This window comes from Agrobacterium sp. ICMP 6402, from assembly GCF_009498615.1.
GTDB classification, from domain to species: Bacteria; Pseudomonadota; Alphaproteobacteria; order Rhizobiales; family Rhizobiaceae; genus Agrobacterium; species Agrobacterium burrii.
This window is the reverse complement of record NZ_QSNV01000001.1, coordinates 209,350-225,013: the sequence shown is the minus strand read 5'-3', so window position 1 is coordinate 225,013 and position 15,664 is coordinate 209,350. Positions and strand designations below refer to the sequence as shown.

Genomic DNA, 15,664 nt, shown 5'->3' with positions numbered 1-15,664 from the left:
CAACCCGCATTGCCGTGCAAATCCGGCCATTTTCAGGCAGGTGTACCGGATGAAGAGGCAAAGCGCAATTCATCCGGCCATTTTCATTATGCATCGGCCCGAAACCGGAATCGGTTTCAGAAGGAACGATGCGCAGCTTCAAATCATGCCAGTGATGCAAGCTCGCGCAGTGCCGCCGCATCGCGGGCCGAAACCTCCGGATAGTCCGGATCGGAACCGACATCGGTGGTGATGCGCCAGGAGCGAGCGCATTTTGCTCCCTCCGCCAGCTTCTGCTCGACCACGACCTTTGCGACTTCCGGCAGACGGAAGCCATCGGCCGGGCCTTCATCCCCAACCACCGAGATGGCAGAGGTGATGCAGATTTCGGCGAAGTCTTGGCCCTTCAGCGCCGCCAGAAGATCGGCATCGGCGATGTGCACGACAGGCGCTGCCTCCAGCGAGGAGCCGATACGCTTTTCACGGCGTTCGACTTCCAGGGCACCGGTCACGACGGTGCGAACCTTGCGGATCTTGTCCCACTTGGCTTCAAGAGCATCATTCTTCCATTCCGCCGGGATTGCCGGGAACTGGACGAGATGCACCGATTCCGCCTGCGGATAACGCGACAGCCACGCTTCTTCCGTTGTGAAGGGCAGCATTGGCGCCAGCCACGAAACGAGGCAATCGAACAGCCTGGAAATGACCGACAGCGCCGCACGGCGCTTCAGCGACGACGGCGCGTCGCAATAAAGCGTGTCCTTGCGGATATCGAAATAGAAGGCAGAAAGCTCGACATTCGAGAAGTCCACCAGCGCGCGGGCGATCTTCTTGAACTCGAAACCGTCATAACCTTCGCGCACAACCTTATCCAGATCGGACAGGCGGTGCAGCACCAGCTTTTCCAGCTCCGGCAGATCGGCGTAAGCAACCTCCTCGCCCTCATAATGGGCGAGCGTGCCGAGCATCCAGCGGATGGTGTTGCGCAGCTTGCGATAGGCATCGACATTGGTCTGGATGATGGCCTTGCCGAGGCGCTGGTCGTCCCAATAATCGGTGGTCATCACCCACAGGCGCAGGATATCCGCGCCGGCATCCTTCATGACTTCCTGCGGCGAGACGACGTTGCCCTTGGACTTGGACATCTTCTCGCCCTTCTCATCCATGGTGAAACCATGGGTGACGACGGCATTGTAGGGCGCACGGCCGCGCGTCGCGCAGCTTTCCAACAGCGACGAGTGGAACCAGCCGCGATGCTGGTCTGAACCCTCAAGATAGACGTCCGCCGGCCACTTCATGTCCGGGCGATCTTCCAGCGTGAAGGTATGGGTGCAGCCGCTGTCGAACCAGACGTCGAGAATATCCATGACCTGCAGCCACTTGTCATGGTCGTGGTCATTGCCGAGGAATCGCTGCTTGGCGCCTTCGGCGAACCAGGCATCCGCACCTTCGGCCTCGAAAGCCTCGAGGATTCGGGCATTGACGGCCTCGTCGATCAGAACCTCGCCCTTCTCGTCGGCGAAAACGGCGATCGGCACGCCCCAGCTGCGCTGGCGCGACAGAACCCAGTCGGGCCGGCCTTCGATCATGGCGCGCAGGCGGTTCTGGCCGGAAGCCGGAACGAAGCGCGTCTGGTCGATGGCGCTCAGGGAGCGCGAACGCAGCGTCGTGCCGTCGCCCAGTTCCTTGTCCATATAGACGAACCATTGCGGCGTGTTGCGGAAGATGACCGGCTTCTTGGAGCGCCAGCTATGCGGATAGCTGTGCTTCAGGCGACCTCGCGCAAACAGGTTATTGGCAGCGATCAGCGCCTTGATGACGCGATCATTGGCGTCACCCTTCTTGCCGTTATCGTCCATGACGCGGGCAGCGCCGCCCTCGGCGGACGGGCCGAAAGCGGGAGCGTCTTCGGTGTAGAAACCGTCATCGCCGACCGGGAACGGGATGGCCGGCGAGACGCCACGCGCTTCCAGCTCGCGCTGATGCGCGGTCCAGACGTCAAAGTCCTCGCGGCCATGGCTCGGCGCGGTGTGCACGAAGCCCGTACCGGCATCATCGGTGACGTGATCGCCATCGAGAAGCGGAACCGGGAAATCATAGCCGATCGAAGCCAAAGGATGGGCGCAGGTGATGGCGGCCAGTTCTTCGGTTTTGACATCGCGAACGAGCTTGAAGGTCAGCTTCGCCTTGGCCGCTGCCTCATCGGCAAGCTTCTTCGCGAAGATCAGCTTTTCACCCGGCTGCGGGCCGAAATCGTTCTGAGCACTCTCGACTTCGAACAGGCCATATTCGACCCGCGAAGAGAACGCGATGGCGCGGTTGCCGGGGATGGTCCACGGCGTGGTCGTCCAGATGACGACGGAGGCACCGGAAAGAGCGGATGCCGCATCCACCACCGGGAACTTCACCCAGATCATGTCGCTCTCAACGTCATGATACTCGACCTCGGCTTCCGCCAGCGCCGTGCGTTCCACCACCGACCACATGATCGGCTTGGAGCCGCGATAGAGCTGGCCGGTCCGGGCGATCTTCAGGAGTTCGCCGGCGATGCGGGCCTCGGCGTGGAAGTTCATCGTCGTATAGGGATTTTCGAAGTCGCCCTCGATGCCGAGGCGCTTGAACTCTTCCGACTGAACCTTGATCCAGCCGGCGGCGAAGTCACGGCATTCCTTGCGGAATTCGTTGACCGGAACCTCGTCCTTGTTCTTGCCCCTGGCGCGGTAGGCTTCCTCGATCTTCCATTCGATCGGCAGGCCATGGCAATCCCAGCCCGGCACGTAATTGGCGTCGAAACCGCGCATCTGGAACGAGCGGGTGATGACGTCCTTGAGGATCTTGTTCAGCGCATGGCCGATGTGGATGTTGCCGTTGGCATAGGGTGGGCCGTCATGCAGTACGAATTTTTCGCGGCCGGCGGCGGAAGCGCGCAGCTTCTTATAGAGACCCATTTCCTGCCAGCGCTTCACCGTTTCCGGTTCTTTCTGCGGCAGACCGGCGCGCATCGGAAAATCCGTCTGCGGCAAATAAAGGGTGGCGGAATAGTCGAGTTTTTCTGCGGTGTCGCTCATAATCGTACCGTTGTTGCGCGCCATGTCGGTCGCGCCGTCTCAATTTAAAACAGGGCAAATACGGAAAGCGCCATGACGACTGTCATGACAAGCGCCAAAATCCCGGACCTTCCGGCTCGTCAGAGCGGGCGGAAAGCCGGGCCAATAATTCGGCTAATCTGAGTTTTAAACATCAACCGGTATTGGGACATGGCGGATTGTTTATGCGGTTTTCCAGTAAAAAGGAAGAGAAAAGCGACAGCAATCGGGGCCGGAATAGGGGTCGGTCGGCCCTTTCCGCTCAAAAGGCGATCTTCGCGTCCAGTTCGCTCAGCGGCCGCACACCTGACAGCATCGCCCTTGCCTCTTCCTCATCACGCCTGATCTGTGCGACCAGCGGTTCGAGGCCGTCGAATTTCAGCTCGTCGCGCAGATGCCCGAAGAAGGACACCGAACAGACCTCGCCATAAAGATCGCCGGAAAAATCGAAGACGAATGTTTCAAGCAGTGCCGCGCCGTTTTCCGTGACGGTCGGGCGATAGCCGAAGCTCGCGACGCCATCGCGGATCGAGCCGTCAGGACGGCGGAACCGCACGGCATAGATGCCCGCCTTCAGTTCCGTCTCCGGTGCCAGCGCCATGTTGGCGGTGGGGTAACCCAGCGTGCGGCCGAGCTTCTTGCCGTCTATGACTTCGCTTTCAACGGTGAAACGATAGCCAAGGAGTCCGGCAGCCCCCGCCACATCGCCCTCGCATAAAAGCGAGCGGATACGGCTGGAGGAGACGACATCGGCCCCCTCGTCGCGAAAGGCGTCCACCAGCGTCACGTCGAAATCGTGGCGCTTGCCGGCCGCCATCAGAAATGCCGGGCCGCCCTCGCGGCCCTTGCCAAAATGGAAATCGAAGCCGGTGACGACGGCGCTCGCGCCCAGCCAGTCGACCAGAATGGATTGGACGAATTCTTCCGCCGAACGCTGCGAGAATTCCCGATCGAAGGGATATTCGATGACGGAGCGGAAGCCAATGGCCTCGAGAATCCGCGCCTTCAACGGCGCGGGCGTGAGGCGGAAGACCGGCACGTCGGGGCGGAACACCGAGCGCGGATGCGGTTCGAAGGTCAGAACCAGCGCGGGAACGCCGCGCGCTTCCGCCAGTTCCAGCGCCCGGTCCAGAACGGCGCGGTGGCCGCGATGCACGCCATCGAAATTGCCGATCGCGATGACGCCGCCGCGAAGATTGTCCGGCAGCGGCTCCTTTTTTTCATTGCGATGAAAGACGGTCATGGCAGTCGATCCATATTTTACGCCGGCTTAAGCCAGACGTTTCTCAGGCAAGGCGGGGCATCCACCAGCCGGGAGCCGCGCCCTGCCCCTTGAGATAGGCGTTGAGAAGCGCCTCGTCCGTGTGGCCATTCAGCGTATATTCGGCGGCGTGAATGCCGCCGCTGATATAAAGAAGGTTGAGGCCGCTCGCAATCGCGCCCTTCACATCCGTCGGCATGCCGTCGCCAATGGCGAGCACACGATCCTTGGGGAAGGCGCCGCGCACTTCTTTCGCCGCAGCAAGGCAGGCTTCGTAGATCGGCGTGTGCGGCTTGCCGGCAATGCGGACCTCGCCGCCGAGCTGTTCGTAATAGGCGGCCATGGCGCCGGCGCAGGGAATGATGCGCTCACCGCGTTCCACCACCAGATCGGGATTGGCGCAGATCATCGGGGCTTTACGGGCGATGAAGCCCTTGAGCATTTCGGTGTAATCCTCCGGCGTTTCCGTCTCATCATCGAAGAAACCGGTGCAGACAACGGATTGCGCTTCCGTTTCACCCACCCGTTCGACATCGAGGCCTTCCAGCAGCGGCATGTCCCGCTCGGGGCCAAGCAGGAAGACTTTTTTCGGGCCTTCCGCGATCAGGCCACGGGTGACATCGCCCGAGGTGATGATGCGGTCATAGGCTTCATCCGGCACGCCGAGCACGCGCAGCTGGGCGATAACGCCGGGAGCCGGGCGCGGCGAATTGGTGATGAGCACCACCGTCTTGCCGGCCTTGCGCGCTTCGTGCAGCGCAACAGCCGCATCCGGGAAGGCGTTGACGCCATTGTGCAGCACGCCCCAGACATCCGAAAGAATAACGTCGAACCCATCAGTGATTTCGCCGAGGGTGAGAATGCGATGGGCCATGATATGCTTTCCGGATGCGAGAAAAGAGTGTGCGTGACATCGCAAAGCAGGACGCCGATGGCAAGGAAAAAAGCGGTGCCGAGCCTGCCTGCAATCCACCCGCCACCGTGCGGACATAAAACCCCGCTAGGCCCGTAACGGATGAGGAGTTGCCAAAAGGGCTGGTTTTCACCCGCCGCTCAGCGCATGGGAAATTTCTGTCATGGAACGCTGATAACCATAAGTCGTGAAATTTTTCCGACGGCGCGTTCTTGACTCAGGCAGAACGCCTCCTTATCTCGGTTCCGCTGGCACTCAAACAAAGAGAGTGCTAACACCCATCTCGTGAACCTCCAAAAGGTTCCTGAAGTCATTTGATCGAGGGATTAGGCAATGACAAGCACCAATTTCCGCCCGCTTCACGATCGCGTCGTCGTTCGTCGCGTTGAATCCGAAGCAAAGACCAAGGGCGGCATCATCATTCCCGATACCGCCAAGGAAAAGCCGCAGGAAGGCGAAATCGTCGCCGTCGGTTCCGGCGCACGCGATGAGTCCGGCAAGGTCGTCGCTCTCGACGTCAAGGCTGGCGACCGCGTTCTGTTCGGCAAGTGGTCGGGCACCGAAGTCAAGCTCAACGGCGAAGACCTTCTGATCATGAAGGAAGCCGACATCATGGGCATCATCGGCTGATTTAGCCGAACCCGTCCTTCCTTAAATTTCAAGCCGGACCCGGTCCGGCCATTCGAAACCAGGAGTTTTGAACATGGCAGCCAAAGAAGTAAAATTCGGCCGCACAGCGCGCGAAAAGATGCTCAAGGGCGTCGACGTTCTTGCTGATGCAGTGAAGGTAACCCTCGGCCCGAAGGGTCGTAACGTCGTTATCGACAAGTCCTTCGGCGCTCCGCGCATCACCAAGGACGGCGTTTCCGTCGCCAAGGAAATCGAACTGGAAGACAAGTTCGAGAACATGGGCGCACAGCTCGTTCGCGAAGTCGCCTCCAAGACCAACGACATCGCCGGTGACGGCACCACCACCGCAACGGTTCTGGCCCAGGCCATCGTTCGCGAAGGCGCCAAGGCAGTTGCTGCCGGCATGAACCCGATGGACCTGAAGCGCGGCATCGATCTCGCCGTCGCAGAAGTCGTCAAGGACCTTCAGGCCAAGGCCAAGAAGATCAACACCTCGGAAGAAGTTGCACAGGTCGGCACGATCTCTGCAAACGGCGAGCGTCAGATCGGCCTCGACATTGCTGAAGCAATGCAGAAGGTTGGCAACGAAGGCGTCATCACCGTTGAAGAAGCCAAGACCGCTGAAACCGAACTCGAAGTCGTCGAAGGCATGCAGTTCGACCGCGGCTACCTGTCGCCCTACTTCGTGACCAACCCGGAAAAGATGATTGCGGATCTCGAAGACGCCTACATCCTTCTGCACGAAAAGAAGCTTTCGAACCTCCAGGCCATGCTGCCGGTTCTCGAAGCTGTCGTTCAGACCGGCAAGCCGCTCGTCATCATCGCTGAAGACGTCGAAGGCGAAGCTCTTGCAACGCTCGTCGTCAACAAGCTGCGTGGCGGCCTCAAGATCGCTGCCGTCAAGGCTCCTGGCTTCGGCGACCGCCGCAAGGCCATGCTGGAAGACATCGCCATCCTGACCGGTGGTACCGTCATTTCCGAAGACCTCGGCATCAAGCTCGAAAACGTTACTCTCGACATGCTCGGCAAGTCGAAGAAGGTTTCGATCTCCAAGGAAAACACCACGATCGTTGATGGCGCTGGCCAGAAGTCCGACATCGAAGGCCGCGTTGCCCAGATCAAGGCGCAGATCGAAGAAACCACTTCGGATTACGACCGCGAAAAGCTGCAGGAACGTCTTGCCAAGCTCGCTGGCGGCGTTGCCGTTATCCGCGTTGGCGGTTCGACGGAAGTTGAAGTGAAGGAAAAGAAGGACCGCATCGACGACGCTCTCAACGCGACGCGCGCTGCCGTTCAGGAAGGCATCGTACCGGGCGGCGGCGTTGCCCTGCTGCGTTCTTCCACGAAGATCACCGTCAAGGGTGAGAACGACGACCAGGAAGCCGGCGTGAACATCGTTCGCAAGGCTCTGCAGGCTCTGGTTCGCCAGATCGCAGAAAACGCTGGTGATGAAGCTTCGATCGTTGTCGGCAAGATCCTCGACAAGAACGAAGACAACTACGGCTACAACGCTCAGACCGGCGAATATGGCGACCTGATCCAGCTCGGCATCGTCGACCCGGTCAAGGTTGTTCGTACAGCCCTGCAGAACGCAGCTTCGGTTGCTTCGCTGCTGATCACCACCGAAGCCATGATTGCCGAACTTCCGAAGAAGGAATCGGCAATGCCGCAGATGCCTGGCGGCGGCATGGGCGGCATGGACTTCTAATCAGTCCTGTCTCTGGAATAAGGAAAGGGCGGTCTTCGGATCGCCCTTTTTTTGTTACCGCCCATACTTTTTTGCAGGTGCGGCGTCGCAAGCGCACCAGATGCGCAGCATGGACTTCCAATCGGTCCTGTCTCTGGAATGCAGAAGGCCGGTCTTCGGATCGCCCTTTCTGTTGAAATTTCGTAGGAAAAACTGCCTTGCCAGATGGCAGAATATCTTCTCGCGCGAGATGCCGGGCACAGGCTCAAGATATTGTCTCTTTTTGAGACAGCGGCAAATTTAGCCGGCTTGTTTTCGGTGACCTATGCAATAATAGGACGTCAAGACAGGCGAATCACCATTGCCGACCGGCCGAATTTCCGCTTCATCAAGCTTATATGTGCGACATTTAGTTGTCTTTTTTCATATATTTCGCGATTGCGATGAAGGAATACATAATATTTTTGATTTTCTCACTGAGCGGTTGTTGTAGGCGGAAGAAAATAAACTATAAGTCACCCCCCATAAGGGTGCCGCGACTGGACGCAAGCATTGAAGGGGTTTCAATGCCTGGCAAATACGTTCGACTGCGGATGGCGGTGAAAATTCGACCTGGCGGCGAAGCTTGAAATAGCGGCGCTGGCACGATGTTCATGCGGGGGCGCGATTTGTTTGAAATATCAAGACGCAACGATGCTCTGCCTATGGCTGCGGCAACCATGCCCGATCCGCGAACCCTGTCACATTTTTTCATTTCAGAAGAATGGAACAGCGACCTTTCAAGCGGCGTCCTCCGGCTTGGTGAACACGCGTCTTTCATGCACGGCCTGCCGCCAGGCGAATGCGGTCTGCTCAGCCTGATCCGCTGTTATGATCGTGGTGACCATGCCCGTGTGCTGGAGCTTTTCGAACAGGCGTCCACCGCGGCCTCGCGTTTCTGTTTTTCGACCGGCGTCTCCATCTTGCCGACCATGCGGCAGCCGGTCATCTGCATGGGTGAATCCTCCGGTTTCGACGACGGCCAGCAGGGTCGGATTTCCGGGCTGTTCCTGTTTCCGCGTTTCGAAGATATTCGCTTCGCCGCCTAAATATTACGCAAGCGAATAAGCTTCGTTCACAAAATGAAGACAATTTGTCTCCTATTGTTCATCTTTATGGACGGATGAATTTCGGCCATTGATATCTCCAGACATTGCCTTGCAGCTAACCGGCGACACGCCGATCATCTACCGGAGATATCCATGACCAGCAGCCAGAACGTTCTCGTTCTCATCGCCCGCATTCTGCTTTCCTTCATCTTCATCTATTCCGGCTTTGGCAAGCTGACCGATCCGGCCGGCACCGCCGGCATGATCGCAGGCGCCGGCCTGCCCGCCGCAACCGCGCTTGCCTATCTTGCTGGCCTGTTCGAATTCGTTGCCGGCCTTGCCATTCTCGCCGGCTTCCAGACGAAGATTGCCGCATGGGCGCTTGCCGTCTTCTGCGTCTTCACCGGCCTCGTCTTCCACAGCGGCACCGTTGCCGTGCCCGGCTGGCCTGACCCGGCCCTCGGCTGGATCAATGCACTGAACGGCATCATGCTGATGAAGAACATCACCCTTGCCGGCGCTTACATCCTGCTCGCCGCCTTCGGTCCGGGCGCCTATTCCGTCGACGCCAAGCGCGGCGCGGCTTTGGCCCACGCCTGAGTCGAATTAAAAAACCAACAAAAAAGCCGTCGGATCGCTCCGGCGGCTTTTTTTTGTTTTTAATTCTCAGAGCGCCGCTTTTATGCGCGAAGCAATCTCGTGAACCGCCGCATCATTCTCATGTTCCGGCTTGCGGGCGCGAACGAAGCAGGCTTCCGAGCGAACAATGATACCGTCCGAGAGGATTTTCAGGTGGTTGGCCTTGAGCGTCGAGCCGGTGGAGGTGATATCGACGATGATATCCGCCTGCCCCGCCGCCGGTGCACCTTCTGTCGCGCCGAGGCTTTCAACGATGCGGTAGAGCTGGATGCCGTGCTGGCGCGAAAAGAACTGCTGCGTCAGCCGCCAATATTTGGTGGCAATCGCCAGTCTCCGGCCATGGCGGGCGCGGAACTCAGACGCCACATCGCCAAGATCGGCCATGCTGTCCACATCCAGCCAGATTTCCGGCACGGCAACCACGACATCGGCATGGCCGAAACCGAGGCGAGCGCAAAACTCCACCTGCGCATCGGCATTTGCCAGCCCCTCGCGCACCAGATCTTCGCCCGTTACGCCGAAATCCACCGTGCCAGCGCCGATTTCGCGGGCGATCTCGGAGGCCGACAGATAAGCGATCTCGATATCGTCGCGTCCTTCGATGCGGCCGCGATAGGAACGGTCATTGCCGACAGAAGCGACTTTCAGCCCGGCGCGTTCCAGAACGGCGGAGGCATCTTCCTTCATCCGGCCCTTGGAGGGCAATGCAATGGTGATCATGGCTTGTCACTCCCACGCACCGTTTCGATGCGATCCAGCCAGAGCGAAAAGCCCACGGCCGGGATTTTTTCCTGCGCACCAAGCAGCGTCAGCAGCCGGTCGAAACGGCCGCCACCGGCAAGCACGCTGTCACTGCCCGCTTCCACCACCTCGAAAACGAGGCCGGTATAATAATCGAGCGGGCGACCGAAAGCCGCGCCATAGGTCACGGTTTCAAGATCGACACCGGCATTGGCAAGCGCTGCAACGCGCTTATCGAAAGCGGAAAGCGCACCGTCCAGTTTCAGTTTTGCCTTTTCGGCGAAGTCGCGGAGGATTTGCGAGGCCTGCGGCAAAGGCGCCTGCAAGGCCAGGAACTGCTTGAGCAGCTCGAAACTCTCATCCGGCAGGCGGGTGGCGGCAAGCGCCAGCTTCTCCCGCAGACGGCGGGCGATTTCCTGCGGCGAGCGGCTGGCATTGGTGGAATAGCCGGTTTCCTGCATCACCGTATCGAGATAATCGACCAGCACCGCCTCGTCACCCGTTGCCAGAAGGCCGGCGACCCGCGCGTCGAGACCGGTCATGGGTTTGGGGTGCACGAGGCTTTCGAGCAGTGCTTCAAGCTGCACTATGTCGCCAAAAGCCTGCACCAGCCGTTTCTGCCAGCCAAGTGGCAGGCCGAGGGCCGCGACCACCGCCTCGAACACCTGCTGGTCACCCAGCGTGACGGCAAGCGTGCGGCCGGGCAGCAGCCGCTTCAATATTCCGGTCGCGTCGATCACGGCGCGGGCATCGGCGGCGGCAATATCGGTATCGCCGAGATCCTCGATGCCGGCCTGATAAAATTCGTTCGCACCTTCACGGCGCTGACGGAACACTTCACCGAGATAGGAATAACGCTTCGGCGTGCCGGTCGCCGTCTCGATATGGCGAAGGCAGACGGGAATGGTGAATTCGGGCCGCAGGCAGAGGCTGGTTCCCGTCTCACTTTCCGTCATGAAGATGCGGCGGCGCAAATCCTCGCCGGCCATATCCAGAAACGGTTCGGCAGGCTGGATGACGGGCGTATTCACGCGGCTCGTGCGGCGCGCGGCGAATTCTTCCAGTAGCTCTCCGGAAAATTCCGGCATGTCGATCAGGGGCATGGAACGGTACTTTTCGTCACGGTTCGAGCGGCTGCATCATTTCGATGCGGTTTCCGAAGGGATCATGGACATAAAACCGGTGATACCCTTCCAGCGGCTCATCCTCAACCACATGGCAGCCTGCTGTTTCAAGTGTTTTTCGCAAGGTTGCCAGATCATCGACCACAAAGGCCGGATGGGCTTTGCGCGCTGGCGAGAAATCCTGCTCGACGCCGAGGTGCAGTTTTATCGCGCCGCAGGTGAACCAGCAGCCGCCGCGCGCGGCCAGATTGGCTGGTTTTGCCTGCTCCGCAAAGCCAAGCAGGCCGCCATAAAAAGCGCGCGCCTCGTCTTCCCGACCGGCCGGCATCGCCAGTTGAAGATGATCGAGCGCAAGGATCGCCATGACCTCAGCGCCCTTCGGCGGCGCGGCGAACTATTGCGGCACTTCTCTGGAAAATTCCGCCTCGTCGATCAAGAACAATAAAAAATGATGGCTGGGCCGCGAGATACTCCCCTCTGCCCTGCCGGGCATCTCCCCCACAAGGAGGGAGATCGGCAAGGAGCGCAAACGCCGCCTTATTCTCTAGCACCGAGATGACCGGAACATAGCCGCAGATCGATCTCCCCCCTTGTGGGGGAGATGCCCGGCAGGGCAGAGGGGGGTAAGCGGCGCGCATCACGTTACTTGCCTTGCGCCCGCAGCACATCCTCAGCCTGCGCGGCCAGAATCTCGCGGACCTTCGCCACCACTTCAGCCTCCGGCACGCTGACCTGCGCCACCCGCGCCTCGCGCCAGCTGGCATTGTCCTCGATCTCGCCGGACAGGCGCTTGCCTTCGATCAGATCCTTGATCTGCACAACGCCTTCGGCACGCTCGTCACCACCCTGAATGATGGCGATGGGGGAGCCGAGACGGTCGGCATATTTCAGCTGGTTGCCGAATTTCTTCCAGTTGCCCTGGTACATTTCGGCGCGGATGCCCTCGGCACGCAGCGCCTGCGTGAAGCGCTGGTAACGCCCCATGCTCTCCACATCGCCATCCATGACGGTGATGAGAACGGGCGCAAGCGGCTTGACCTGACCAAGTTTGCCGAGGTTCTTCAGGGCGGTCATCAGGCGCGAAACGCCGATGGAGAAGCCCGTGGCCGGAACCGGCTGACCCATGAAGCGCGACACGAGACCATCATAACGCCCGCCGCCGCCGACCGAACCGAACACGACCTTTTCGCCCTTTTCATTGGTGACATCGAAGGTCAGTTCGGCCTCATAGACGGGGCCGGTGTAATATTCGAGGCCACGTACGACGGAGGGGTCGATCTTGATGCGATCAGGGCCGTAACCAGCAGAGTGAATTAAACTCCGAATCGTGGACAACTCCGCGATTCCCTCAGAAAAGCGTTCATTCGTGATCAAGCGGTTGCCGTCGTATGGAAACGTCGCGTGAGGCATCAGCTTTGTATTAACGCTCTGCTCACTGTTCGCGTACGCTATCTGATGACTTCCGATGCTCACTGTGGACTTAAGGAAACCAATCAGAAGTGTGATGTTTTCGGCATCCAGCCCCGCGCCTTTGGTGAAATCACCGGACTCATCCTTACGGCCGGGGCCGAGCAGCAGCTTCACGCCCTCGGGGCCGAACTTATCGAGCTTATCGATGGCGCGCAGGACATTGAGACGCCGACCAGCATTCTCCTCACCGCCGAGACCAATGGCTTCCATGACGCCATCCAGTACCTTACGGTTATTGACGCGGATGACGTAGTCGCCGCGCGCAATGCCGAGCGCTTCCAGCGTATCGGCCATCATCATGCACATTTCGGCATCTGCCTGCACACCGGCCGCGCCCACCGTATCGGCATCGAACTGCATGAACTGCCGGAAGCGGCCGGGGCCGGGCTTTTCATTGCGGAACACGTAACCGGCGCGATAGGTGCGGAATGGCAGCTGGATTTCGTTGAAGTTTTCCGCAACATGACGGGCGAGCGGCGCGGTCAGATCGTAGCGCAGGCTCATCCATTGGTCGTCATCATCCTGCAGCGAAAACACGCCTTCGTTCGGACGGTCGCTATCAGGCAGGAACTTGCCGAGCGCATCGGTATATTCGAACTGCGGCGTTTCGATCGGATCGAAACCGTAAAGCTCGTATACCCTGCGGATCTTGTCGATCATCTCATTGGTGGCATGGATATCGGCAGCCGAGCGGTCCACGAAGCCACGCGGCAGGCGGGCTTTCAGTTTCTGAGGCTTTTTTGCTTTTTCGCTCATGATGCCGATCCGATATTTTCCTGAAATTATGCCGGTGTATTAGAGGATGAAGCCCTGTGCGGCAAGCCGCAAAGGCTCTGGTTTTACTGGCAGCACGGGGCAAGCGGTGCTATATGGGATGCATGTATCCCATTTTAGTCGGAAAGGACGCACGCCATGAGCAAACAGACGGCAATTCGCCTGCCGGATGAGACCTATGAGCGGCTGAAAGCGCTTTCCGAGCGCACCGGCCGCACCTCCGCCTATTATATCCGCGAGGCGATCGAGAAGCATATCGAGGATATGGAAGATCTTTATCTTGCCGAAGAGGCGACGCGGCGCATCCAGCGCGGTGAATCAAAGGTAATAAGCGCCGAGGAGTTCTGGCGTGATCTGGACAATTGAATACGATGTTCTTGTCCAGAAAGAGATGCGGAAAATCGATCCGCAGACCCGTCAGCGTATCCGCGCTTTCCTTCAAGAAAGAGTAGCGGCGCTCGACAATCCCCGTCAGACAGGCGCCGCCCTGCAAGGCTCCGAACTCGGCAATTATTGGCGTTACCGGGTAGGCGACTATCGCATCATCTGCGATATACAGGACCACAAGCTGGTCGTGCTGGTGGTCGAAATCGGCCATCGCCGTGAAATCTACCGTTAGGCATTCATGATCCTCGAAGCCCTGCAATATGCCGCCACCCGCGCGGTTACACCCAAAGAATTCCGGCCGCATATCCGGTATTCCGTCAACCTGTGGGCACGCGCCAACCGCTGCGCCAAGGCATGGGCGGAGCATGAGGACAACAGCCGGCAATTCGTGCTGCAATCCGCCAGAAAGCTGAAACAGCGGCGCACGGCGGTGGTGCTGGGATCGGGCCTGCTGCGCGATGTGCCTCATGATGCACTGGTGGCGATGTTCGATACCGTCGTTCTGGTTGATCTGGTGCATCTTGCCAGCGTGCAGGCAAAGCTGCGCCTCAACTCCAAAAAGAACGTGCGCGTCGCCAATCGCGATCTTTCCGGCTTCGACGAGATTATCGCCGGCAAAGACCCGGAACCGCTCGATTTCCTGCGGCGGGTGCCCTATCTCGATTTCGTGGTATCGGCCAACCTCCTGTCACAGATCGGCACCGGCGCGCGCCATCGGCTGGAGCGGGAGAAAATCGCGAATGCGCCGGACGATCTGCTGCCGAAACTCATTCAGACGCATCTTGATGCGCTGGCCGGGCTTCCCTGCAAGGTCTGTCTGGTAACCGACACATCCTTCGATATCATCGGCAAGAATGGCAGTCTGCACCAGCATGAAGACCTGCTGCATGGCGTCAATATTCCGGCACCCCCAGCCGCATGGGAATGGCCGCTTGCCCCCCTTGGAGAGGAAAGCAGGGATTATCGTATCGTGCATCACGTCATCGCGCGTGAACTCACCTGAACGTCATGCTTATTCCACAATTTTCGCGGTAAATTCGTGTCATGCGCCTGATGATCCGCACTTTGATGTTCCTTGCCTGTCTGCTTTACGGTGCAATGCCGGCGCAGATGGCGATGAGCATGCCGGTGAGCGCGGATATGGCCGTTTCGTCGCAACCCGCGATGAACCATGAAAATGGCCATTCAAACCATACCGGAAATCGGGACCTCGGTGCCGAGACCTATGGGCAGGATACAGCCAAAGCCCATAATTCGGGCATGGGCGATTGCTGCCCACATGGCGATGACGCTGCGCATCCCGGGTCCTGCGCCGCCTGCCTGATTGTGGTTCCGCAAATGATCTTTGCCGACGCTGGCCGGATGATCTTCGCCTACCCCAAGCCGCAGCGTGGCATTCTCTTTAATGGCAAGGCTTTCGCCCCGCCGCTGCCGCCTCCCCGCGCCTGACGCCAGATTTTTCCAGTTAATCCATCGAAAAATCCGACAGACACAGGAAGGATAATCCATGTCTATCAAGACCATCACGCTCGTCGCCGCTTTCGCGGCAGTATTCGCCATGCCCGTTTTCGCACAGGAAGCGGGCGGCCATGCCGGGCACACCATGTCCAAGGGTGCCGCAAGCGAAACCGATTCCACCAAGGCTTTCATGGAAGCCAGCAAGAAAATGCATGGCGATATGGCCATCGATTACAGCGGCGATGCCGATGTCGATTTCGTGCGCGGCATGATCCCGCATCATCAGGGCGCGATCGATATGGCCAAGGTCCAGCTCGAATATGGCAAGGACCCGGAAATCCGCAAGCTGGCCGAAGAGGTCATCAAGGCGCAGGAAGGCGAAATCGCCATGATGAAGGCCTGGCTGAAGTCCAAGGGCAAGTGATTG

Annotated in this window: 16 protein-coding genes; 9 read left to right on the top strand and 7 right to left on the bottom strand. The window is 59.2% G+C overall.

The annotated features are described in order from the left end of the window. Nucleotides 1-143: 143 nt before the first annotated feature. The 3 genes from ileS to DXT96_RS01075 form a co-directional block, all read right to left on the bottom strand. Complete coding sequence (gene ileS / locus DXT96_RS01085) at nt 144-3,047, bottom strand: isoleucine--tRNA ligase (RefSeq protein ID WP_153513242.1); 2,904 nt, start codon at nt 3,045-3,047, stop codon at nt 144-146. Nucleotides 3,048-3,327: 280 nt separating this feature from the next. After that, nucleotides 3,328-4,308 (bottom strand): bifunctional riboflavin kinase/FAD synthetase, encoded by a 981-nt coding sequence (locus DXT96_RS01080; RefSeq protein ID WP_142839169.1) that lies wholly within the window; start codon nt 4,306-4,308, stop codon nt 3,328-3,330. Nucleotides 4,309-4,351: 43 nt separating this feature from the next. Beyond that, complete coding sequence (locus tag DXT96_RS01075; RefSeq protein ID WP_153513241.1) at nt 4,352-5,200, bottom strand: TIGR01459 family HAD-type hydrolase; 849 nt, start codon at nt 5,198-5,200, stop codon at nt 4,352-4,354. A gap of 372 nt (nt 5,201-5,572) precedes the next feature. Here DXT96_RS01075 and groES point away from each other — a divergent pair, with 372 nt between their 5' ends. The 4 genes from groES (at nt 5,573) to DXT96_RS01055 (ending at nt 9,244) form a co-directional block, all read left to right on the top strand. Continuing rightward, nucleotides 5,573-5,869 (top strand): co-chaperone GroES, encoded by a 297-nt coding sequence (groES, locus tag DXT96_RS01070; protein WP_003522946.1) that lies wholly within the window; start codon nt 5,573-5,575, stop codon nt 5,867-5,869. 73 nt (nt 5,870-5,942) lie between these two features. Further along, nucleotides 5,943-7,577 (top strand): chaperonin GroEL, encoded by a 1,635-nt coding sequence (groL, locus tag DXT96_RS01065; RefSeq protein WP_153513240.1) that lies wholly within the window; start codon nt 5,943-5,945, stop codon nt 7,575-7,577. A gap of 632 nt (nt 7,578-8,209) precedes the next feature. Further along, nucleotides 8,210-8,644, top strand: a complete 435-nt coding sequence (locus tag DXT96_RS01060; protein WP_149898659.1) for a hypothetical protein — start codon at nt 8,210-8,212, stop codon at nt 8,642-8,644. Between the two features lie 153 nt (nt 8,645-8,797). Continuing rightward, the gene (locus DXT96_RS01055; RefSeq protein WP_149898658.1) at nt 8,798-9,244 is read left to right on the top strand and encodes a DoxX family protein; all 447 of its coding nucleotides are present in this window, start codon (nt 8,798-8,800) and stop codon (nt 9,242-9,244) included. Between the two features lie 66 nt (nt 9,245-9,310). Here DXT96_RS01055 and hisG read toward each other — a convergent pair whose 3' ends face one another. The 4 genes from hisG to hisS form a co-directional block, all read right to left on the bottom strand. Further along, nucleotides 9,311-10,003, bottom strand: coding sequence for an ATP phosphoribosyltransferase (gene hisG, locus DXT96_RS01050; RefSeq protein WP_149898657.1), 693 nt, complete (start codon nt 10,001-10,003; stop codon nt 9,311-9,313). Then, entirely contained in the window at nt 10,000-11,127 is a 1,128-nt protein-coding gene (locus DXT96_RS01045) for an ATP phosphoribosyltransferase regulatory subunit (protein ID WP_153513239.1), read from the bottom strand. Before DXT96_RS01045 ends, hisG begins: the two co-directional genes overlap by 4 nt. 16 nt (nt 11,128-11,143) lie before the next feature. Continuing rightward, on the bottom strand, nt 11,144-11,512 hold the full coding sequence (locus DXT96_RS01040; protein WP_153513238.1) for a VOC family protein: 369 nt from the start codon (nt 11,510-11,512) through the stop codon (nt 11,144-11,146). A gap of 278 nt (nt 11,513-11,790) precedes the next feature. Continuing rightward, nucleotides 11,791-13,374, bottom strand: coding sequence for a histidine--tRNA ligase (gene hisS, locus DXT96_RS01030; protein ID WP_153513236.1), 1,584 nt, complete (start codon nt 13,372-13,374; stop codon nt 11,791-11,793). 156 nt (nt 13,375-13,530) lie between these two features. Here hisS and DXT96_RS01025 point away from each other — a divergent pair, with 156 nt between their 5' ends. Genes DXT96_RS01025 through DXT96_RS01005 form a run of 5 tightly spaced genes read left to right on the top strand, consistent with a single transcriptional unit; the run spans nt 13,531 to nt 15,661 of the window. Further along, a complete protein-coding gene (locus DXT96_RS01025; protein WP_063947698.1) occupies nt 13,531-13,758 on the top strand; it encodes a DUF6290 family protein in 228 nt (75 codons plus the stop codon). Then, nucleotides 13,742-14,011: a type II toxin-antitoxin system RelE/ParE family toxin gene (locus tag DXT96_RS01020; protein WP_149898654.1), complete on the top strand. Its 270-nt coding sequence runs from the start codon at nt 13,742-13,744 to the stop codon at nt 14,009-14,011. The genes DXT96_RS01025 and DXT96_RS01020 overlap by 17 nt, the downstream gene beginning before the upstream one ends. A 6-nt stretch (nt 14,012-14,017) precedes the next feature. Beyond that, the gene (locus DXT96_RS01015) at nt 14,018-14,782 is read left to right on the top strand and encodes a hypothetical protein (protein ID WP_153513235.1); all 765 of its coding nucleotides are present in this window, start codon (nt 14,018-14,020) and stop codon (nt 14,780-14,782) included. A 41-nt stretch (nt 14,783-14,823) separates the two neighbouring features. Beyond that, nucleotides 14,824-15,228, top strand: coding sequence for a hypothetical protein (locus DXT96_RS01010; protein WP_246670514.1), 405 nt, complete (start codon nt 14,824-14,826; stop codon nt 15,226-15,228). Nucleotides 15,229-15,286: 58 nt separating this feature from the next. After that, nucleotides 15,287-15,661: a DUF305 domain-containing protein gene (locus tag DXT96_RS01005; protein ID WP_153513234.1), complete on the top strand. Its 375-nt coding sequence runs from the start codon at nt 15,287-15,289 to the stop codon at nt 15,659-15,661. Nucleotides 15,662-15,664: the final 3 nt, after the last annotated feature.

Excerpts from the sequence above, each read along its gene's own strand:
- ileS (WP_153513242.1), bottom strand. The coding sequence starts at position 3,047 with ATGAGCGACACCGCAGAAAAACTCGACTATTCCGCCACCCTTTATTTG.
- DXT96_RS01080 (WP_142839169.1), bottom strand. The coding sequence starts at position 4,308 with ATGACCGTCTTTCATCGCAATGAAAAAAAGGAGCCGCTGCCGGACAAT.
- DXT96_RS01075 (WP_153513241.1), bottom strand. The coding sequence starts at position 5,200 with ATGGCCCATCGCATTCTCACCCTCGGCGAAATCACTGATGGGTTCGAC.
- groES (WP_003522946.1), top strand. The coding sequence starts at position 5,573 with ATGACAAGCACCAATTTCCGCCCGCTTCACGATCGCGTCGTCGTTCGT.
- groL (WP_153513240.1), top strand. The coding sequence starts at position 5,943 with ATGGCAGCCAAAGAAGTAAAATTCGGCCGCACAGCGCGCGAAAAGATG.
- DXT96_RS01060 (WP_149898659.1), top strand. The coding sequence starts at position 8,210 with ATGCGGGGGCGCGATTTGTTTGAAATATCAAGACGCAACGATGCTCTG.
- DXT96_RS01055 (WP_149898658.1), top strand. The coding sequence starts at position 8,798 with ATGACCAGCAGCCAGAACGTTCTCGTTCTCATCGCCCGCATTCTGCTT.
- hisG (WP_149898657.1), bottom strand. The coding sequence starts at position 10,003 with ATGATCACCATTGCATTGCCCTCCAAGGGCCGGATGAAGGAAGATGCC.
- DXT96_RS01045 (WP_153513239.1), bottom strand. The coding sequence starts at position 11,127 with ATGCCCCTGATCGACATGCCGGAATTTTCCGGAGAGCTACTGGAAGAA.
- DXT96_RS01040 (WP_153513238.1), bottom strand. The coding sequence starts at position 11,512 with ATGGCGATCCTTGCGCTCGATCATCTTCAACTGGCGATGCCGGCCGGT.
- hisS (WP_153513236.1), bottom strand. The coding sequence starts at position 13,374 with ATGAGCGAAAAAGCAAAAAAGCCTCAGAAACTGAAAGCCCGCCTGCCG.
- DXT96_RS01025 (WP_063947698.1), top strand. The coding sequence starts at position 13,531 with ATGAGCAAACAGACGGCAATTCGCCTGCCGGATGAGACCTATGAGCGG.
- DXT96_RS01015 (WP_153513235.1), top strand. The coding sequence starts at position 14,018 with ATGATCCTCGAAGCCCTGCAATATGCCGCCACCCGCGCGGTTACACCC.
- DXT96_RS01010 (WP_246670514.1), top strand. The coding sequence starts at position 14,824 with ATGCGCCTGATGATCCGCACTTTGATGTTCCTTGCCTGTCTGCTTTAC.
- DXT96_RS01005 (WP_153513234.1), top strand. The coding sequence starts at position 15,287 with ATGTCTATCAAGACCATCACGCTCGTCGCCGCTTTCGCGGCAGTATTC.